17 protein-coding genes are annotated in these 20,920 nt (G+C 39.7%); 14 read left to right on the plus strand and 3 right to left on the minus strand.

The features are described 5' to 3' along the window. From A5875_RS18630 to A5875_RS18660, 7 genes are all read left to right on the plus strand, one after another. Nucleotides 1–1,420 (plus strand): BglG family transcription antiterminator (locus tag A5875_RS18630; RefSeq protein ID WP_217809355.1); only part of this gene is annotated, 1,420 nt, incomplete at its 5' end. Nucleotides 1,421–1,441: 21 nt separating this feature from the next. Next, nucleotides 1,442–2,062, plus strand: a complete 621-nt coding sequence (locus tag A5875_RS18635) for a bifunctional 4-hydroxy-2-oxoglutarate aldolase/2-dehydro-3-deoxy-phosphogluconate aldolase (protein WP_088935077.1) — start codon at nucleotides 1,442–1,444, stop codon at nucleotides 2,060–2,062. 20 nt (nucleotides 2,063–2,082) lie between these two features. After that, nucleotides 2,083–2,535 carry a PTS sugar transporter subunit IIA gene (locus A5875_RS18640; RefSeq protein ID WP_176244752.1) on the plus strand — a complete coding sequence of 151 codons (453 nt, stop codon included), beginning with the start codon at nucleotides 2,083–2,085 and terminating at the stop codon, nucleotides 2,533–2,535. A gap of 19 nt (nucleotides 2,536–2,554) precedes the next feature. Next, nucleotides 2,555–2,857 carry a PTS lactose transporter subunit IIB gene (locus A5875_RS18645; RefSeq protein WP_176244753.1) on the plus strand — a complete coding sequence of 101 codons (303 nt, stop codon included), beginning with the start codon at nucleotides 2,555–2,557 and terminating at the stop codon, nucleotides 2,855–2,857. Nucleotides 2,858–2,876: 19 nt separating this feature from the next. Next, the gene (locus tag A5875_RS18650; RefSeq protein WP_088935080.1) at nucleotides 2,877–4,154 is read left to right on the plus strand and encodes a PTS galactitol transporter subunit IIC; all 1,278 of its coding nucleotides are present in this window, start codon (nucleotides 2,877–2,879) and stop codon (nucleotides 4,152–4,154) included. Nucleotides 4,155–4,174: 20 nt separating this feature from the next. Further along, on the plus strand, nucleotides 4,175–5,320 hold the full coding sequence (gene dgoD, locus A5875_RS18655) for a galactonate dehydratase (RefSeq protein WP_088935081.1): 1,146 nt from the start codon (nucleotides 4,175–4,177) through the stop codon (nucleotides 5,318–5,320). 12 nt (nucleotides 5,321–5,332) lie between these two features. Continuing rightward, on the plus strand, nucleotides 5,333–6,244 hold the full coding sequence (locus A5875_RS18660; RefSeq protein ID WP_088935082.1) for a phosphotriesterase family protein: 912 nt from the start codon (nucleotides 5,333–5,335) through the stop codon (nucleotides 6,242–6,244). Between the two features lie 55 nt (nucleotides 6,245–6,299). On the opposite strand, the gene xerS (A5875_RS18665) is transcribed toward A5875_RS18660, so the two are convergent. Beyond that, nucleotides 6,300–7,409 (minus strand): tyrosine recombinase XerS, encoded by a 1,110-nt coding sequence (gene xerS / locus A5875_RS18665; RefSeq protein WP_088935083.1) that lies wholly within the window; start codon nucleotides 7,407–7,409, stop codon nucleotides 6,300–6,302. A 217-nt stretch (nucleotides 7,410–7,626) separates the two neighbouring features. On the opposite strand from xerS (A5875_RS18665), the gene A5875_RS18670 reads away from it, so the two are divergent. From A5875_RS18670 to A5875_RS18700, 7 genes are all read left to right on the plus strand, one after another. Beyond that, complete coding sequence (locus A5875_RS18670; RefSeq protein ID WP_088935084.1) at nucleotides 7,627–8,676, plus strand: bifunctional transcriptional activator/DNA repair enzyme AdaA; 1,050 nt, start codon at nucleotides 7,627–7,629, stop codon at nucleotides 8,674–8,676. Between the two features lie 204 nt (nucleotides 8,677–8,880). Next, complete coding sequence (locus tag A5875_RS18675) at nucleotides 8,881–11,106, plus strand: hypothetical protein (protein ID WP_088935085.1); 2,226 nt, start codon at nucleotides 8,881–8,883, stop codon at nucleotides 11,104–11,106. 254 nt (nucleotides 11,107–11,360) lie between these two features. Continuing rightward, nucleotides 11,361–12,002: a TetR/AcrR family transcriptional regulator gene (locus A5875_RS18680; protein ID WP_088935086.1), complete on the plus strand. Its 642-nt coding sequence runs from the start codon at nucleotides 11,361–11,363 to the stop codon at nucleotides 12,000–12,002. A gap of 115 nt (nucleotides 12,003–12,117) precedes the next feature. Beyond that, nucleotides 12,118–13,356, plus strand: a complete 1,239-nt coding sequence (locus A5875_RS18685) for an MFS transporter (RefSeq protein ID WP_088935087.1) — start codon at nucleotides 12,118–12,120, stop codon at nucleotides 13,354–13,356. Between the two features lie 139 nt (nucleotides 13,357–13,495). Then, nucleotides 13,496–14,251 (plus strand): alpha/beta fold hydrolase, encoded by a 756-nt coding sequence (locus A5875_RS18690; protein WP_088935088.1) that lies wholly within the window; start codon nucleotides 13,496–13,498, stop codon nucleotides 14,249–14,251. Between the two features lie 247 nt (nucleotides 14,252–14,498). After that, nucleotides 14,499–15,083 carry a type IV toxin-antitoxin system AbiEi family antitoxin domain-containing protein gene (locus A5875_RS18695; RefSeq protein WP_088935089.1) on the plus strand — a complete coding sequence of 195 codons (585 nt, stop codon included), beginning with the start codon at nucleotides 14,499–14,501 and terminating at the stop codon, nucleotides 15,081–15,083. Then, nucleotides 15,080–15,922 carry a nucleotidyl transferase AbiEii/AbiGii toxin family protein gene (locus A5875_RS18700; RefSeq protein WP_088935090.1) on the plus strand — a complete coding sequence of 281 codons (843 nt, stop codon included), beginning with the start codon at nucleotides 15,080–15,082 and terminating at the stop codon, nucleotides 15,920–15,922. Before A5875_RS18695 ends, A5875_RS18700 begins: the two co-directional genes overlap by 4 nt. A 154-nt stretch (nucleotides 15,923–16,076) precedes the next feature. On the opposite strand, the gene xerS (A5875_RS18705) is transcribed toward A5875_RS18700, so the two are convergent. Together xerS (A5875_RS18705) and A5875_RS24380 are read right to left on the minus strand one after the other, a co-directional pair. Then, entirely contained in the window at nucleotides 16,077–17,219 is a 1,143-nt protein-coding gene (gene xerS / locus A5875_RS18705; protein WP_088935091.1) for a tyrosine recombinase XerS, read from the minus strand. Nucleotides 17,220–18,321: 1,102 nt separating this feature from the next. Then, nucleotides 18,322–20,895: a LuxR C-terminal-related transcriptional regulator gene (locus tag A5875_RS24380; protein ID WP_088935092.1), complete on the minus strand. Its 2,574-nt coding sequence runs from the start codon at nucleotides 20,893–20,895 to the stop codon at nucleotides 18,322–18,324. Nucleotides 20,896–20,920 lie beyond the last annotated feature (25 nt).

Raw genomic sequence — 20,920 nt, forward strand, 5'->3', positions numbered from 1 at the left:
GCTCTATTTCTTGATTAATATTTTTGGACTTCGTTTTCAGATGAAAAAAGAGGATAAGGAAACAGACAAGATCATCCATTCTTTTGAAAATGATTTTGTTGGTCAAGTGATCGAACAGGTAGAGTTTCCGATTCGCGATCAATCAGATGTTTCCTGGATAACCTTAGCGCTTCTTTCAGCTAACACGATCTTTAACAAATCTAATATGACTGATACGAAAATATTCGAAGCGATCCATGAGACGATTACCATTTTTGAAAACAAATCTACCTTGAATCTCTTGAATAAGACCGCGCTGGCTCATCGCTTATTTTTCCATTTAAAACCAGCGTTTTATCGTATTAAATATGGAGTACCATTCGATGATGTGGATTTGGAAAGTATTTCAACGAGCAATTTAGAGATTCGAACAGTCTATGAAATTTTGAAAGATTGCATTGCACCGATTGAAGAATACTTAGGCAGAGAAATGCCGGATAATGAATTGCGCTTAATTTCATTTTATTTCGGCGGAGAAATATTGAATACGCCAATGGTCGGTAATAAAGCTCGTAAACGGGCAGTAGTCGTGTGCAGCAATGGGATGATCGTCGCTAATTTAATGAAGCAAAATTTAGAGGAGCTTTTTCCAGAGATTCAGTTTTTAACGACCTCGTCAATTCGGGATCTAAATAAGTTCTCGCAAGAGTTTGATCTTATTTTCAGCAATATTCCAATAGGAGATGATATTCCTAATTATGTCGTTCAACCATTGATGAGTGACACAGAAAAATCTAGGTTGCGAATCAAAGTGTTAAGAGATTTTTCATTGAACAATGTTGTAAAACAAACAACCGATATTATCTCAATCATGAAGAAATATTCCCAAATAATGAATGAAGAAAATCTGTTCAACGAGCTTTCAAAATATTTGTTCAGTACTTCTAACGCTTTGGAGACAATAGAAAAGCCGAAAGTATCGACGAATTATTTGCCTCTCTCAAGCTACATTACTAAGGAAAATATTATTCATTCTGTGGAAATGACGGACAGTCTTTCTTGGCAGGAAGCACTAAAAAAAGCCTGCAAACCACTTTTAGATCAAAAAATAGTCGTTGAAGAGTATGTCGAGTTTTTATTAGAACAAATGTCAGATGAAGATGCTCACTATTTTATCAACGAAGCCATTGCTATTCCGCATACGTTGCCGGAAAACGGAGTAATTAGTCAAGGTGCGAGTTTGCTAGTTAGTCCAATCCCGATCGAATTTCCGGGAAATCATTCGGTTCACTTTATTATTCCGTTTGCTCTTACAAATTCAGATCAGCATATTTTGGCGATAAACCAAGTAGTAAAACTAGCAAAAGATTCAGCACTTCAGCACGAGTTGCTTCAAGCTCAATCTATCGACCAGATCCATCAGATAATTAAAGAGCTATAAATGTTTCAAAAGGAGGTAAAAATGAAAACAGAAGAATACCCAAAGATAACGGTCATATTGAGAGGCTACTCTTACGAAGAAGCTATGATGATTATTGAAATGTTGAGTAGCTTTGATAAACAAGTTGGCGTAGAGGTGACGACGAACAATCCTGATTATCTAAAAATTATTTCAGAGGGAACTAAAAAGTTTGGCGATCAAATTTTTATAGGTGTGGGTACAGTCTTGGACTATGAAGAAGCTAAAGAAGCAATTGAACATGGAGCGCGCTTCATGCTGGCTCCAGAAAAAATGGATCAAGAAACGCTGGCCCTTGCAAAACAGCACAATGTCATCACCGTTCCAGCAGCATTCACTCCGTCTGAAGTTAGTGACCTGTTCATGAAGGGAGCCGATATTGTGAAGATCTTTCCAGCAACCGTTGTGGGGCCAGATTTTTTTAAGCAGCTGCAGGGTCCTTATGGCAAGCAGCGCCTAATGGCTGTTGGCGGAATCACTATCGAAAATGCTGCAGAATATTTAAACAATGGGGCTGCTTATTTAGGAATCGGTTCTTCTATGTTTCGAAAGGAAGATATAAAGAATAGAGATGTAGAAGCTTTAAAAGATTCTGTAAAGAACTTTTTAGAGTCCATTAAATAAGAAGGAAACGGGGTATGACAATGTTGCCGATTAAACTAGAAAATATCAAGCTTAATCAACAATACAAAAATAGAGAAGACTATTTAAAAAAAATGGGGGAACAGCTTTTGTCAGCTGGGTTGGTAAATGAGGGCTATTCGACTTCTATTATAAACAGAGAAGAAATTTATCCTACAGGTTTAGCAACTGGCGAGATTAATATCGCTATTCCTCACACAGATTATCAGTTTTCGCGAACAACCGATATTTTTATCACTGTATTAAAGACTCCGATTGCTTTTTTTAGAATGGATGAGCCGGAGAAAACAGTCGAAGTAAGCATTATTGTCCAAATTCTTTTTGATAATCCTGAAAAACAACCAGATATCTTAAAAGAATTAATGGAAATCATCACCAATCAAAGAGTTCTAAAAGAAATGATCGCAGCCCAAGAACCAAAAGAAGTCCTACAGCACTTTCAAATAAACAATTAAAATTTAGGAGGAATTAATTATGTCTCAAAAAACTGTTATCGTAGCATGTGCTTCATCAATGATCACTTCAACAATGGCGACAAATAAGATCAAAGAAATTGCCCAAAAAAATGGATTGCCAGAACCTCGTGTCCTGCAAATAAAATTTTCGGAAGTCCAAGGAGCTTTGGCAACGAATGATGTGGACTTCATTGTACCAACAGGGAAACTGCAAGAAAATGTCACTCAAGGGGTAAAAGTCATCTCTGGAACACCTTTTGTTACTGGCGTAAATGAAGAAAAGGCAGCGAATTTAGTTTTGGAGGCTTTAAAAGCAGACTAACTATTGAGGAGGAGAGAAAATGAATGTTGTTGTAGATGGATTGAATTGGATAGCCCAATTGGGTCCAATGGTAATGATGCCCATCATTATTTTTATCTTAGGTTTGATTTTTAGAATCAAAATGAATATATTGCTAAAATCTGCGCTGACAATCGGAGTAGGCTTTGCGGGAGTCAATATTGTAATTAATTGGTTTGTCGCTCAAGTTGGTCCGTCGGTTCAATCTATGGTAACTAATTGGGGAATTCAAACAAGTATCATGGATGTTGGTTGGCCAGCTCGTGCGGCAGCCACATGGGCCTTTCCCTTGGCAGCAGTAATGGTTTTCATTGTATTAGGAATTAATGTTTTGATGCTAGTAACCAAAACGACTAATACCGTAATGGTCGATTTTTGGAGTTACAACCATTATATTTTTGTAGCAGCACTTGTTTATTATGCGACAGGAAAAAATGTTGCATTCGCATTAGTTGCAGGTGGAGTCGATGCAATTATTAGTTTCAAATTAGCAGATTGGACGACACCATTAGTGGAAGATTATTTTGAGCTTGAAGGGGTGAACTTTCCAACGGCCAATTCAGTCGGGTGGGCACCTATAGCATGGCTGCTAAACAAAGTTTGGGATGTTATTCCAGGAATAAATAAAATTGATGCTCGTCCAGAAAAAATTCAAAGTCGTTTTGGTTTTGTTGGTGAACCATTGTTTATGGGTTTTATTATTGGTTTGATCATTGGTATTTTGGCAGGAGAAGATGTTGGGCAGATTCTAATTGTTGGTATGAGTACCGCAGCAACAATGCTTTTAACACCAAAAATGATGCAGATTTTAATGGAGGGTCTATTACCATTCGCAAATTCAGTGAAGGAATTATTAAATAAAAAATTTCCTAACAACAATTTTACAATGGGGGTGGACGCAGCATTGACTGTAGCAAATTCAAGTGCTATTGCCACAGGAATCATTATGGTACCAATAACGCTGGTTCTAGCTGCTGTTTTACCAGGAAATAAACTTCTCCCTATTTCGGATATTGCTTACCAAGCAATGTGGTTATCGGCCTGGCCAGTAGCATTTTCAAAAGGAAACATTTTTAGAGGAATTTTATCGACGACAGTCATTACCGCTTGCGTTCTATTGATTGCGACCAATTTGGCAGATATTCATACCCAATTAGCGATTTCTGGAGGGTTTCAAATGCCAGAAGGAATGACAGCGATTTCGACTGAAGATGCAGGAGGTCATATCATTGGGTTCATTTTGATGAAAATCTCAGAATTCCTTAGTAATTTATTTTAATCAGAAAAAGGTGAATTTCATTGAAAATATCAGCAATTACTGTTTATAAAGTTAAGCCAAGATGGGTTTTTGTCAAGATTTCGACAGATGAGGGAATAGATGGTTGGGGCGAAATGATCTCTGGTACGAAAACAGAAACTGTCGTTGCCGGTGCTTATGAAATCGGGAATCGTTTATTAGGAAGAAATCCATTCCAAATCGAGCGATTATTTCAAGAATTGCATCGTTCATTTTTTAGAGGCGGTCCTATTAACGGAACGATTGTTTCAGGATTAGAAATGGCCTTATGGGATATCAAAGGTAAAGCCTTAAATTTACCGATATATGAATTCCTTGGAGGAGCTGCCAGAGATAAGATCAAGGTATACTCGTGGATCGGAGGAGATCGTCCTCAAGACGTTTTAGAACAAGCACAAGATCGTGTTGATCGAGGGTTCACCGCTGTTAAAATGAACGGAACAAGTGAACTACATTATATTGATTCCTTTAAAAAAATAAACGAAGTTGTGGACAGAGTGGCTTCTATCAGGAATAAATTTGGTGACGCGTTGGAAATCGGCATCGATTTTCATGGCAGAGTGCATAAGCCGATGGCGAAGGTACTGGCTAAAGCTTTAGAAGAATACCATCCGATGTTTTTAGAAGAAGTTGTATTACCAGAAAATGAAGAATATTTTAAAGAAATCGCTGATTCCATCTCAGTTCCATTGGCCACAGGAGAAAGATTATATACGAGATGGCAATTTAAGAATATTTTCAAACAAGGTGCTATCAGCATTATTCAACCTGACGTAGCACTTTGCGGTGGAATTCTAGAAGCAAGAAAAATCGCGGCTATGGCTGAAGCTTACGATATGGCGGTTGCTCCCCATGCACCATATGGGCCAATTGCATTAGCGGCAACTTTACAGCTTGACACTTGTGTACCAAATGTTTTCATCCAGGAACAAAGTCTAGGAATCCATTACAATAAGGGGTTTGATTTATTAGACTTTGTAAAAAATAAAGAAATCTTTCAATTTAAAGATGGCTTCGTAGATATTCCAGAAAAACCAGGACTGGGTTTAGAAATGGACGAAGATCGAATTAAAGAAATTGCACGAGAGGGACTCGTTTGGACAAATCCATCATGGAAAAACTATGATGGAACGATTGCTGAATGGTAGAAGGTAAATAGTATGTATCGAACAGTTTTAGGCTTAGTTGAAGAAATAGGGACCACATACATTCATGAACATCTTTATGTAGTGCCTAATGAGTTACCTAAATATCAGGACTATACTCTTGATGACATTGACAGAACGATTGAAGAGGTAGGGCGTTTTACCAAAGCAGGAGGACATACATTGGTAGATTTAACTCCTGTTAATTACGGACGCAACCCGATTGCATTAGAAAAAATTGCTCGTGAAACGGGAACTAACATCTTGTTTGTGACTGGATTTCATAAAGAGGAGTTTTTACCAACTTGGGTGGACGAACTTTCTAATCAAGAAATTTATGATTTTCTGATTCAAGAAATTGTTAATGGGGTTTCATCGCATGAACTTCTTCCGTCAGCTATGAAGATTGGTACCAGCTTAAATCAGGTGACAAATAAGGAAAAACGGATCATCGAAATTGTTGGAGAGGTTCAAAGGGACACGCGTATTCCAATGATTACTCATTGTGATCAAGGATCAATGGGGTTGGAACAGCTTCAATTACTCCGAAAAAGTGGTGCTGATATTGAACAGATTTGTTTAAGTCATTGTGACCTAATGAATGACGTGGAATATTTAAAAAGACTTTGTGATCAAGGAGCAAGTCTAAGTTTTGATCATGTTGGACGTGATTTAGAGAATAAAGATGAAATTCATGCGAATTTACTTACTGAATTAGTGAAATCAGGATATGAAGACTTTATTTGTTTAGCAGGGGACATGGGTAGAAAAAAATATCACAAGTCCTATCATGGAAGCCCCGGACTAGATTACATCCTAACTGATTTTAAAGAAATCATGTTAGATATGATACCTGAGAAGAGCTTTGAAAAAATGATTACTCTAAATCCGCAAAGGCAATTAAATTGGAGTTTTGACTGCGTGTAAAAAAAGGATCAGCTGACTTCTATAGCCAGCTGATCCTTTTCATTTTCTTTCAACTTCACGTCCATAAATCATTCATCGCATCGCGTTTTTGCTTACCTGCGATATGTGTGTAGACGGTCGTCGCCGAAGTGCCGGATTGTCCCAGCTGTTCTGCGACTTGAACGAGCGAGTTGGTTTTGCTGTATAACTGGGTCGCTACTGAGTGGCGCAATTTATGGGGCGAGATTTTGATTTTGAAGGCTTCTGAATATTTGCCCACCATGGCCTCGACGGCACCACTGGCAATTCGTTTGGCCTTGCCGCGATAGCGAGTCAGAAAAAGCGCCGTTTCATTCTCGTCTGGCTGATAAAGCTGATTCCGTTGTGTCAGATAATCGGTCAAATATTCGATAGCGATGGAGGAAATGACTACCATATCCCACTTTCCGCCTTTACGATAGACTCGCGCTTCTCCGGCATTCAGATCAAGATCCGACACATTCATGTTCACCAGTTCAGATAGACGCATGCCGGTTCCCAGAAAAAGCCCGATAATCGCCAGATCCCTCACTTGGTTTTTCTTAAAAGCAGTGATCGCTTGTCGAGATTCCAAGGTATCGATATAACGCTTTTCGACAAAATCCAGAAAATCCAAGGCTTCTTCATCCAAGAAGAGTTTTTTCTCAATTGCCGCCCCGCGTTCGGCCATCGTTTTATTATCCTTGACATTTGCGACTTTTCCCATCATATTGTGTTCAAGATAAGGTTTGCCGGTCTTGCGGTCAATCGCTTCACTTAGATAGCTGAAAAGTGAGCGCAAAGCAGTAACGCCTCGTTGAACGGTAGCATTTTGCCGCAAGGGGAGAGCCTGTTCGCTTTCTTCCAGTCTTTTTTTGGTGGATTCCTTTAAGATTTTCGGCGCCTTCACCAGATGGGCTTTATAAAATTCCAAATCTTCCGGCCAAAGTGCCGCAAATTCTGCCAAAGTAATCTCGGACAGCTTTTCGGCTGAGGAAAAGCCTTCTTGGATCAGCCAAGTTAAAAAGCGCCGGTATTCCTTGGCGTATTCATATAAGGTGATGGAAGAATATTGATCACCGCTCTTTTTTCGAAAATAATTTTGGACGAACCAGGGGAAAAATTGGATTTCCTCCTCCATCCGTCGATTGGCTTCTTGTTGATTCATGGCTGCCAACTCCTTTATAACTAAAAGTATAAGACAGCGACGAACCGTTGTCAAACGACAGTTATTTTATGGATGCCAATTATCCATGAAACAATCCGATAAATCTATTGTTCGTTATTTAATGCATACTGGAAATAAAAATAGTTGTTCATTTTTCGAAAGATATTCTAAAAAACCAGACGTATACTTTAAGAGTAAAGCAGGGGAGGGAGTACTCATGATTACTTCAAAGAAAAAACAGGAAGAGTACTATCAGGCATTAAAGGAAAAGGACCGAAATTATGATGGCATTTTCTTTGCCGGCATTAAAACGACCGGGATTTTCTGTCATCCTACATGTCGTGCCAGAAAACCAAAGTTCGAAAATTGCGAATTTTATCCGACAGCAGAGGAGGCCTTGTTAGCAGGCTATCGGCCATGTAAAATTTGCCAGCCGCTCTCGTTTCCGCAGGCGATCCCGGAAGAGGTCCAATTATTGGTCAATGCAGTGGAGGAACATCCGGAAAAGCGTTGGAAGGAAACTGATTTTTCTGCGATTGGTTTGAACTCGGCGACGGCCCGCCGAAAATTTAAAGAGGTCTACAATATGACCTTTGTTCAATACGCACGAGCTCGCCGGATGGGCTTGGCCTTCAAAGAGATTAGCCGCGGCAGCAAAGTGATCGACCAACAGCTTGAATTAGGTTATGAATCTTCCAGCGGATTTAATGATGCTTTTACCCAGATTATGGGAAATCCCGCGAAAAAAGTCGCGGCACGACCATTGAACGCGTCGTTTATTTCGACACCGATTGGACGAATGCTGAGCCTGAGCGATGATGAATACTTATATTTATTGGAGTTTGAGGATCGTCGCGGTTTGGAACGAGAGATCGAGCAGCTGCGGGTAAAATATAATTTTCGGATCATCTATGGTCAAACGATTATCAACCAGCAAGTGGAACAACAATTGGACGAGTATTTTAGAGGTGAGCGAACAGAATTCTCATTGCCGCTGTTTTATGATGGTTCACCTTTCCAAAAAGAGGTCTGGAAAATCTTAGAAACGATCCCCAGCGGTGAGACTTTGAGTTATCGTGACATCGCGCTGCGTTTAGGTGATAAAAATAAGGTACGGGCAGTTGGACGTGCGAATGGCACGAACAAAATCGCGATTGTCATTCCTTGTCATCGCGTCATCGGCAGTGACGGAAATCTGACCGGCTATGCGGGCGGCTTGGAACGGAAACAATATTTGCTGGAGCTGGAAAAGAAAAGTAGAAAATAGGAATATCGTTGGAAGAAAGATGGGCGCTCAGACTGTCTTTTCTTTCAACTTTTTTTATGGCTGATCCTCGAATCTTTACTTAAGATTTCTTTAAGGGAAGTTGGTTAAGTTGAGTTTAGAAAAAGTAACGCGAACAACCAACGTATCATCGCTTGTGAACTCAGATACGATTTTCTGCGATGATCATCCTGAGGAGGAGAAGTAATGAATAAAAAAATAGCTTTAATAGGTATCACGGTTATCGCAAGCGTCTTATTGCTGGGAGGCTGCAACAGCGCCGATACGACCACGGTAAGTACCAGTGAAGAAGAAGCAAAGACAGAAGAAAAAGAAGAAACAAAGGCGAGCACGACCGAATTGAAGGATGCGGCAAGCAAAACGAGCATTGAAGAAGCCTTGAATTTGAAAAACAATGAAGGGCAGGAGTGGAGGTATACGAAGGATGATGATGCCTGGGTCTTGACTTCGGTCACTTCGGTCACTACGGTCACGAATCCTGAGATTGAAGATCAGCAAGGCGTGTCAGTCTGCATTCCGGGTGCTTACGTTACAGGGATCGACACGAATGATGATGGAACCGCCGATGTTACTAATGACAGCTATTCCGAAGCGGTCAAAGGCTCATTGGTGATCGACTATGACGCTAAAGTCACCAGTACCAATGGACAAGTCTACACTGCCAAGACAGCTCCGGTCATTTTAAATACTGGGGCAGCCGGCTACAGCTCGTCCACCAACTCTGACGCCGCGACTACCTATGCCAGTGACGGCTACATTAATGTAGCCTGTGGGAATCGTGGAAAACAGGATACTGCCACAGATGAAGCGGGCGAAACGTATTATACTGGTGATGCGCCATTATGTTTAGTGGATCAGAAAAATGCGGCTCGCTATGTCAAATACAATATTTTGCTGGGAAATCTGCCCGGCAGCGCTGACTATCTCGTTTCTACTGGGGGATCGGGCGGCGGCGCTCATGCGACAATGTTTGCGGCGACTTCGAACAATTCTGATTATTACGATTACGAGATTGAAGCGGGAGCAGTCGGCGTTTACGAAAACACGGACGGCACTTATTCCACCACAGTCAGTATCGATGGAAAAGATCAAGAACTGTCAGACGGGGCTTGGGGCTGTATCGCATACAGTGCTATCACGCCTTTAGCTGAGGCTGATGCTGCGATGGGCTTTGAATATTTCTTAGATAGTACGTATGAGTTCGGCAGCACCTTCCAAAGTCAATTAGCCGAATATCTGTCAACAAGTTATATGGATTATATCAATGATCAAAACCTCTCTGTGTCAGAAGCTGAGATCGGCTTTGATCTAAATGGTGACGGTGATAAGAAAGATACTGTGAAATTATCGATAAAATATGACTTAGAAAAATACCCTGAAACAAATGGCTATTACGGGACTTATTTGGATCTGTATCTGGCGGAATTCACGGAAAATCTTCAATGGTATTTAGACAATCTTGATTATTCGGAGGGCTGGACTTGGTTCAACGAAGATGGAACAGCGCTAAGCGATGAAGAAGTCGCGGCCATGAGTTCTGAGGATCGATCAACGGCGTTTATTGAAGGACGCTATGCGAAGAGTACAAGTACCGAAAACGGACCTGGCGGAATGGGCGGGCCTACAGGCGGCGGACCAACTGGAGGAATGCCTGGTGGAGCTGGCATGCCGAACATGCAAGGTGGGGCAGGTGCAGTCGGAACACCCGATGCAGGCACTTCACAATCCGCAACAGGCGGTGTTGATTCTGCTAACTATGAGACCTTTGAAGAAATGCTGGAAGCTTATAAAACCGATATTGCAGAAATCAAAGCAGGGGACAAATATGGAAACAATCTTGTCGATCTGTACAATCCGCTGAATTATATTGACGCAGAGGACACTGAAAATCCAACATGGTCGAAGATTGTCATGGGCGCTGCTGAGGGCGATATGTCAATGTTTACATCCTTGAATTTGCAAATTGCTTGGTTGAACGCAGGAGTGGATGCGACGATTGAATGGCAATGGGACGGCGGGCACGTACCATCTGAGGTGCTAGGTAATTCCTTCAGTCTCTACGTTGATCAAATGTATGGAGAATATGTCGACGGCGCAGCTGAAATTAAAAAAGCTCAAGCAGAACCGCAAACCGAAAATGGCACCGATACAGAAGCAACAGGCACTGATATCAGCAGTTGGGTCAAGTATAGCGATACGAGCAACATTTCCTTCTCATTAGCCGATGCCGCTAACTATCGAACGGAAAACGCTAAAAAAGCCATTCCAGGTTTTGATGCGATTGATTATGGTCAAGAAGATTATGTATTTGGCAGCTCAACCAAGGATGCGCGCCACTGGAATAAAACCCTATTAGATATTTTCACTGAAAATAGTGAACAGCTTTCTCCTTTATTTAATAAGAGTGAATAATAGAAAGATTCCTCAATAATTATTTAGGTAAGAAAGTAGAGCTAGTTGAAGGATCACTGTTCAGCTAGCTCTTTTTCATGTAAATCTGCACGGGGAATGAAAGGGACAGTAGAAGGTTCCTGCAAGAGATAAACGGACTATTAATATCGCAAACAAGATATTTCAAAAAACAATTATTAAAAACCGTTTGACAATTAGCCCAAACCAGTCTATAGTCTTAAATAGATACCAGTGGTATGTTAGGAGTTGAGAAAATGCCGCGAGGGAAAAATCCGGAAGAAACCAGACAGAAAATCTTAGACGTTTCGAAAAAACTATTTTTAGAAAAGGGCTACGACAATACCTCCATCCAAGACATTGTGAATGGTTTAGGGGGAATGACCAAAGGAGCGATCTATCAGCATTTCAAATCCAAATTTGAGATTTTTGAAACGATCATTGAGCCGGCCGAAACTGCCGAAGAAAGCTTGAGGAAGCATAAGGGGAACACCGGGATGGAAAGGCTGCAAAGTGCGATCTTAGATGCCTTTACAGATTATTCCCGCATGAAGCTGAATTATTCAGCCGCTGTGACACTGCGCAGTCCGCGTTTTATCGGTGAACAGTTTATCGAAATGTTTCAAGTAGTGATTCCTGAAATCAAGAAAATCGTGGAAGAGGGAATAGCAGACGGTTCGATTGAGACAGAATATCCTGAAGAGGTTGCAGATGTTTTGATGATGAATCTGAATTCCTGGATTGGGCTGCATCTCACCGTTTTTACCGAGGAACAGCTTAAACGAAAGGTTCTTTTCACCAAGAAATTGTTCGACGGTGTCGGTATTCCGATTTTTAATGAAGAGATTATGACAGAAGCCTACAAAATGTTTGAGTATATTAAAAAAGATAGCAAATAATCAGCTATTTTTTTTAAATAAATAGATACCAACGGTAGGTATGTAAATGTATTATTTGAAATATCACTAGTTTTTGAGGTTGTCGCTTAAGTATCAGGAAAGCAGGGAGTTTATTATGAGAAAAAATAAAAATTTTAATTTACTAATCGGGAGTCAATTATTTTCTGTTTTAGGAACGACGATCGTTCAGTTTGTCATTTCTTTGTATGTATTAGATATTACGAAATCGGCTTTGACATTTAGCGTGATTGCTTCACTATCGATCATCGGACGACTGATTTGTTTACCATTTTGCGGAGTATTAGCAGATCGTCTGCCAAAAAGAAATTTAATGCTGCTGATGGATTGTCTGTATCTAGTTTTATCCGTAGGGCTGTTTTTAGTCACTCGACTAGCTGACCCAGTGACAGCGATTGGCATTCTGACTGTCATCATCGGTATGGTTTCGGCTTTCGAAACACCGGTTGTACAATCGGCTATCCCAGTGATTTGTTCAGAAGAAGAAATTCCGCGTGCTAATGGCATTATTAGTTCAATCGGAACGTTAGGGACTGTATTGGGGCCAATCATTGCCGGAATTATTTATCGATTTGATGCTGTTTATCAAATTTTCGCAATTACTGGGGGGCTATTTTTGATAGCAATTCTTTGTGAAGTCGTATTAAATATCCCTAAGCAAACGCAGGCTGCTATGAACGGTACGCTTTTGCAGGTCGTGGTTGGGGATTTAAAAGAAGTGACTCATTATTTAAAAGCCCAAAAGGTCATTGTTAAAGTAGCCATCGTGGCTTTTCTGTTAAACTTTTTCTTAGCTTCATTCATTCAAGTAATCATTCCATATGTTTCACGAATCCAGCTGGGAGTCAGCGACGCGCAGTTTGGTTTAATGAATACCATCTTAGCTATCGGAAGCTTGCTGGGGACTGTCATTTACGGCATCATTGCCAATCGACTAAATGAAACAAGTATTTCTAAAAATTTGATTTTAGTCGCGATCCTATTTGGCTTATTAGTGATTCCATTTGGTTTGATTCAAGATCCGACAGTAGCTTTTTGGATCATGACGATCATCGTCGCAAGTGCAATGGGTGTGGTCACAGTCGCTTCAGTCCAATTGATCGTTTATATTCAATTAGTTTCTGATAAGGCGTTGCTGGGCCGCATCATGTCATTGGTCATGATCGTAACAACATTGGCAATTCCTTTAGGGCAGGTCATGTACGGTGGTTTTGCGGCCGCGGCTTCGACAGAAATGCTGCTGGTTTTGATTGTTGCCACTTCACTTGTCACTGTTTTGATCGCAATCTTTTCAATCAGAATCTTCAAACAAATGCGGGTAGAAAACGAAGTGTAATGGGACTCGCAGCAAGAAAAAATCTTTAATTCATTTTTTTAATATTTCCTAAGAATTATTACTGAAGCCAATGATCCTTATCGTTGGCTTTTCTTGCTATACTAAAAATGAATGGATTAAGCTTTAAGGAGGGATTGTAATGAGTTTCTTTAGCTACAAAGGAAAGAAAATTTTTTACGAGACAATCGGAGAAGGAAAGCCGCTTGTATTTTTGCATGGAAATACCTCGTCTTCAAAGTTATTTACTCCTATGCTGCCTCTTTATAAGAACTTTCAAGTGATTTTGATTGATTTTTTAGGCTATGGCCAGTCCGATCGGTTGGATAAATTCCCCACAGAACTTTGGAAAGATGAAGCCCGTCAGACGATTGCTTTACTGGAACATTTAAACCTGCGTGATGCCAATTTAGTCGGAACTAGCGGCGGCGCTTGGGTAGCCATCAACACAGCTTTTCTAAGACCCGATCTTATTGCGACCGTCACCGCCGACAGCTTCGACGGGCGAACATTTCATGACGGCTTTGACGAAGCATTATTAGCCGAACGTTCATCAACAATGGCCGACCCTGAAGCCTCAAAATTTTACCATTGGTGCATTGGGGAGGACTGGAAGGAAGTGGTCGAAAGAGACACAGACTCTATGTGGCGCTTGATCATTTCCCGAAGAGAGCTGTTCTTTGATTCCCTGCAAATTTTACAAGCACCATTACTTCTGACCGCTACAAAAAGAGATGAGATGATTCGGCCCAATATCGAAAGGGAGTACCAAGCCATCGTTGGCGAAGTTGTTCAAGGACAATTCAAAATCTTTGAAAAACCAGGGCACCCAGCCATCGGCTCCAGTGCCGAAGAAGTTGCAGCGACCATCAATCAATTTATCGCGGAATATAGTTGATTAACAAGCATTAAAATAAAAGTTCCAATTTTACTATATATAATAGTAGAATTGGAACTTTTTTTATTCAAAAATTACTGTCAACCTTGTGTCTGGTCGTTGAGCCAGCCAATCAATTTTTGATGATTATAACATTAAAAATCTTCTAAAATTATGTATCGAATTTTATAAAGAAAAGTAACAAAACACTAACCCTACTTTTATGCTATAATATCAGCATGAATATAGCACGAAAGTAGGGTTTGCTATGACCAAAAAAGAAATGGTTTTAAGAATGGCTGCTGACAATAACGGTATTATATTAACAAAGCAGCTGACTGAGGCGGGAATTTACCGAAGTGTATTGAAAGACCTTGAAGATGAGGGTAAATTGACCAAAGTACAACATGGCGTTTATGTTACCGAAGACGGATACGTTGATGACTTCTTCCTCTTGCAACATCGTTTTCCAAGCGGTATCTATTCGCACGAAACCGCATTGTATCTATTAGGCTATTCTGACAGAGCACCGATTAGGATCACAATGACTTTCCCGCAAGGAACATCATCGAAGCGTATCAAAGATGAAGACATTCGTCCAATCTTGATATCGAAAAATCTTGATGTTGGAAAAACAGCGTTGTATCGTAATGGGAATGAAATTATCGTTTATGAAATAGAACGCACCTTAGTTGATCTGATCAAGCCAAGATATGAAGCCGATATGGAACAACTAATCCCAGCTTTAAAACGTTATGCCAGGAATAAAAACGATATCAATAAACTGTTTGAATATGCCAAACTTTTTGGTGTTGAACAAAAAATGCACGATTACATGGGAGTTTTGCTATGATCTTTAAAAATGCAATGAGCTATAAAGCGAAAATTAAGCAACTTGCCAAGGAAAAGGGAGTATCTGCTCGGCAGGTTCAACAAAATTACCTAATCGAAATTTTTTTAGAAAAAATTGCAGCTTCGAAATACAAGGACAACTTTATAATTAAAGGTGGTTACTTGATCGGCAGCTTGATTGGTCTGGATCTGCGAGCTACTATGGATTTAGATGCAACTATAAAAGGATTTGAACTGACACCAGAAAAGCTACTTGAGATCGCACACCAAATCGTGAACATACCTACAGAAGTCTCCTTTAAGCTTTCTGTCATTGGGGTTGAAGAGATTCGAGAAACAGATGATTATCCTGGTTTTAAACTAAAATTAGCAGCTGATTTTGAACGCATACATGAGATCATAACAATTGACGTTACAACGGGAGATGCTATTACTCCAAAGGAAATCGATTTTCGCTTCAGACGACTTTTCGATGATCAACGTATTGAATTATGGTCGTATCCTGTCGAAAATGTTCTTGCGGAAAAGCTTGAAACAATTCTTTCCCGTGGCGTAGCAACAACTCGTCCTCGTGACTTTTATGATGTATTTATCCTAAGTAAAATGAAAGCAGATCAGATTGACTACACTATTTTAACAACTGCGCTCATCAATACGAAAAACAAACGAGGTTCCGTGTTCGATATCAAGCAGTCCTTAGAAATTTTAACCGAAATCAGTCTGTCAGGATTCCAGCAAAAACTATGGGCGAATTATCAATCCCAATATCACTATGCCACTGACATTTCCCATAAAACTGTTCTTAAGGCAGTCAGTGAGCTTGTAGCAATCATAATTTAGAACTATAAGAAGAAATATATTAGCAACATTTTTTAAAGGCAAAGCAAGGTCTTCTCGATCTTACTTTGCTTTTTTATGATGAGAGAAAATAGGCTTTTACGTGTAATCTCGACAATAAACGAAGGACATTCCGGGTGGAATGTCCTCTTTGCTTTTACGTCCACAAATCATCAATGACTGAACGTTTTTCTTTTTTGACGATATGGGTATAGATTTCTGTCGCGGATGTGCCGCGCTGGCCTAAGATTTCGCTGACGGTTTTGAGATTTTTCGTCTTTCGGAAGGCCATCGTGCCGACACTGTGGCGAAGCTTATGGGGAGTCGTGCGTTTGCCAAAAGCGGTGGAGTACTTGTCGATCATTTTTTCGATTGAGCCGCCTTCCATTCGTTTAGCGACATTTTTGTGTTTGGTTAGAAAAAGGACCGGCACGGAATCATCTGCATTGTATAGATTTTTTCGCTGATCGATATATTCCTGAATATAATCGATAAAAATCGGTGAGATCATCGCATGGTCCATAGTATCGCCTTTGCGCTGAACCTGAATATACAAGCCATCGTAATTGAGATCACTGACGTTGGTATTGACTAATTCAGACAAACGGATGCCTGATCCAAGAAACAGTGCTAGAATCGCCGTGTCTCGGATGCGATTTTTTTCATAAGCAGTCTTAGCTTGACGTGAGGTCAAGGTGTTGCCGTAGCCTGAATAAACGTAGTCGACAAAATCGATCGCATCAGAATCTAGGTAGAGCATTTTTTCTATTTTGTCTTTTCTCACAGCATCAGAAGCATCCACACCGCCATTTTCAATATTAACCATGATATTTCTTCGAAGCATTGGCCGAATAATATATTCACCGGTCCTTTCATCAAATTCTTCGATCTCTTCATTTGCTAAATATTTAAAAAGGGAACGAAGGGCAGTGATACTTCTTTGCACAGTAACCTTCAAACGATGAGTATTTCTTTCGCTCAAGGGAGATTGAGAGACATCATTTTCTGACTTTCCTTCAAACGTTCGTTTAGGGGATTGATTTAAAAAGGACTTGTACAAAACAATTTTATCTTTATTCAGTCTTTCAAAATCTTCTAAGCAAATCTCTGAAATATCATTCACACAAATTATATTTTCGGAAGAAAGCCAACTGAGAAAGCGCCGATATTCTTTGGAGTATTCATACAACGTATTGGTTGAACGAGGGATGGCTTCCAAATACAAAAGGTATTTTTGGATGAAGTCGGGGAGCTTTTCGAATTCTTTTTCATATCGTTCTCTTAATAGTTCACGACTCATGGGATTCAGTCCTTTCGATTTTTTTAGTAGGAGAGAGGTGAAACTCTCTATCTATACTATAATAGGTATATACCAATTTGTCAATTATAAAATAACTTAAATTGAAAGAAGGTTAGGCGATAGGCATTAAACAACAGTTTATATATTGCTGAAAAATGGTTCTTTTTATAAAGCATAAAGAACATTCAAAAAACATAAAATAACTAATAACCAATAAAAGGAGAGGCGCAGCGAAAAAAAAATCGATTGATAGCAAATTTAAAATTGGCTTTGCTCGATACATTTTTATGAATTAAGCGATTGATTTGATTGGAATTTTCGCCAAAAAGCATTGATTTAACAGCAAATTTTATGAAATGAATGATTAATAATCGTTGAACTAAGGTTGATTTACTTAATGATTAAGGAATTTCGTGCATTCAACAAAAGCATTTATCAGTCCTTAAAAAGCGTATTTAAGCCATATTTGGCTCAGCTAGACAAATAAAAATCTATGCTTTCGGGAAAATAGATATTGTTACGAAAACATGATTTCTCATTAACACCGGCTTCAACCGCTGAATCCAGGATAACTTGCTGCGTTTCATCTAAGGTTGCTTCCTTTATTACAGTCCGATTATTGACGGCCGTCAGATGTATTTTCGACCTTAGTCAGTCTCGATTTGCTGTCAAACGTCGTTCTGTGATCAGCTGATACGCGCACGATCGTACAACCAATCAACTGAACTCGTGTTAGATTGCTCGTGTCGATACGTCATTGATATTGCTGCCGCTTAACGTTTTAAAATTGATTTGGACTTTATGTTTCATCGATCTCAGCTAAAAAATAAACTGCTGAAGCTTTTTTGTAATACACAAAATATATTTCATAAAAACTATGATCATTGATTTAATCGAATCCGCGGTTTAATCAGCTCTTCTATTTTACTTAGTTTATGGTTTGAGAAAAACTAACATTATTCTCAAACCATAAACAAGCACTATCATCTCTTCATAACCAATCAACTAACCGAATTAGCTGGTAAAACTTTTTAATCCGTAAATGCAGAAAAAAAAAACAATCCATAAAAACATAATGAAGCTTACGTTCTTATGGATTATTTTAAAGTATTTGCAGTTGTTTAGCTTTATCGACTGCGGTGACTCGTGAGTTGACTTCTAATTTGCGATAAATGTTCAAGATATGTGTTTTGACGGTTGCTACCGAAATAAACAGCTTATCAGCGATTGCTTTGTTCGTAAGTCCTTTTGCCATTTCAGCTAGAATCTCGATTTCTCGTTCGGTTAACAGCGAATGCGAACTGGTACAGCATAAGTCGATTATCTTATGATGAAATGCTCGTTCTCTTGGTTCTAGATTGGCTTCAATCTCCGTCTTCATGCGCTTTATAAGCTCCTCGATTTCTTGCCGGAAGAGAAAAAAGTCATTAAGGATCTGATTTTCACTACTATAATAGAGGCATTCATAATAAATATTGAGCAGCTGTCTGGAATGATTCCCCTTCAGCTTTAATAAGACTGAAAGTTTTAACAGATTTGCTTCAATTATTTTTGAATAGATCCGCTGCTTTCGACTTTTTTCCAAAATTTGATCCGTTATTTGCAGACAATCTTGATAGTCCCCTCTTTTTAACAAGATCATGGCATAGAATAATTGATAAGCCATATTGTGAAGCTCGGGATGCTGTTGGAAGGTCTCGATAAAATTTTCCTCATAATAACCAGGCAGCTGACCTGCTTTTAAGGCATATTTCATAATCCCAGATTGCGTAAATGGATTACTATAGCTTCCGGTTGCACCAAATTCCATTTCTTTAAAGGTTTTCCAGCCCTGTTCTTCATCGCCGGAAAGATAATATAGTTCTGCCAAATTATACAAATAAGACGCGCGCACATGGGGATGTTTGTTCGTATTCGCCTTTTTCAAGGTTTCTGCTGCGGCGTCTAAATTAAGCTGCTTCAAATGAATGCCTGTGATGGTGATATAAAAACTGACTTGATAGTTCTCCCTCATCTTTGAATTAAAGCCCATGCCGTCTAATTTCTGGTGAACCTTTGTCAGGATCGCCAAGCCCTTGTCCAACTCCCCCGTCTCTTCGTAAATTTGAGCGAGCAGGGTTTGATTGAAGTACATTAAGAAATTATTTTTGCTTTTCTGATTCAGTTTTGCACTCGCCTCAATAAATTGTTTGGCTTGCTGATAGTTTTCTTTAAAAAAGAGAATCATCGCACTTTTCAAAAAAATCAATGCCTTGGAAACATCATCCAATTTCAATTGCTCGATTTCCTGAATCGTATTCGGAGTTTGCGACGTGGTGGTATAATCAGAACCCAGCATTAATTTAATCCCGCTCAACGCCCGAATTTCTTTTTGATCTGGATATTTCGTTTCCAGCTCATCGATCAATTCATAGCAGTTGTCATATTCAAGATTCGAATAGTAATAAACGAACTTTTGAAAAGCAAAATCAATGTTCGTCAAGGCGACTTCTTTAGGGATCTGCTCGATATAATAGATTCGCCGAAAGGATTGTTCGTTTTCCACGATCAATTTCATCAACGGCTGATATTCCCCCAGTTCAAATAATAAGGCCACGCCTTCATCTAAATAACCATCCGTGATAAACACTGACGCGGTTTGTTTTTTTACGGCGGTCCGCTGTTGAATAGGCAGTGACTGGAATTCTTTCACCAGATACTCTTTAAGGATCGGATGAAAAGTATAGCGCTGCTCTTCATTATCAATACAGGTGATCATTAGATTCTTTTCCTGCAGGCTCTCGATCATTGACGAGAAATCAGTCGTTGGAAAAATTTGCTGACTTAGATTGGGATAGATAAAGGGAAAATAGCCGGAGATTACTAAAAATTCCTGTTCTTCCTCCGATAAATCCCCTAATATCTCTTTTGCTAAATAATCCGAAAGAATTTTATTTTCAAAGCTGATCTTTTGCGCTTGCGGCTGATTGATTTTTTTAATGGCGATCAACAGCTTTAAGCCGCCGATCCAGCCCTTCGCCGTTTCAAGTAAATAGCGGGTGGTTTCCTGCGAAAGCTTTTCACGCGAATTTTGCTGAATAAAGGACCGGCCTTCGTCATCAGATAAAAGAAAATCTTCTTCGCGAATATACTGAAGCTGCTCCGCCAACAAAAATTTCGTTAAGTATACATCTGGCTGATATCTGGTGGTTATGACCACATGTAAATTTTCGGGCAGCTCTTCTAGGAATAGCTCGAATGAACGAAGAACTTCCTTGTTTTGGATCGTATGAAAATCATCCAAGACGAGATGATCGCTTGTCTCCAGCGTCAAACTATTCACTAAATAAGAAACAAATTCTTCGATATTTTCAGGATTCATACTGGTTTGAAAATAGACCATCAGTTCTTCTCTCATTGAACCTAATTGCTTCTTCAACGCTTCAATCAGGTAGCTCCAAAAAACGACAAGGTGGTTGCAATCCTCATTAAGTGTCAGCCATTGCCAGTGATCCGCCGGCAATTGGTTAAGTGCTTCTCGAATAGCGGTGGTTTTTCCGTGCCCTGCTCCGGCCTCTAAAATCATCAGCTTTTTTTGCAGTCCTGTTTGGATTTTATCGGCCAAGATTTTTCTAGTAACAGATTTTTCAAGCGTTTCTGGTGCTTTCACGCGATTAGCTGATAAGTGTTTTCCCATAAAGGTTTTCCTTCCACGAATAAAT

It is taken from the genome of Enterococcus sp. 3H8_DIV0648 (assembly GCF_002140655.1).
Classification (GTDB): domain Bacteria; phylum Bacillota; class Bacilli; order Lactobacillales; family Enterococcaceae; genus Enterococcus_A; species Enterococcus_A hulanensis.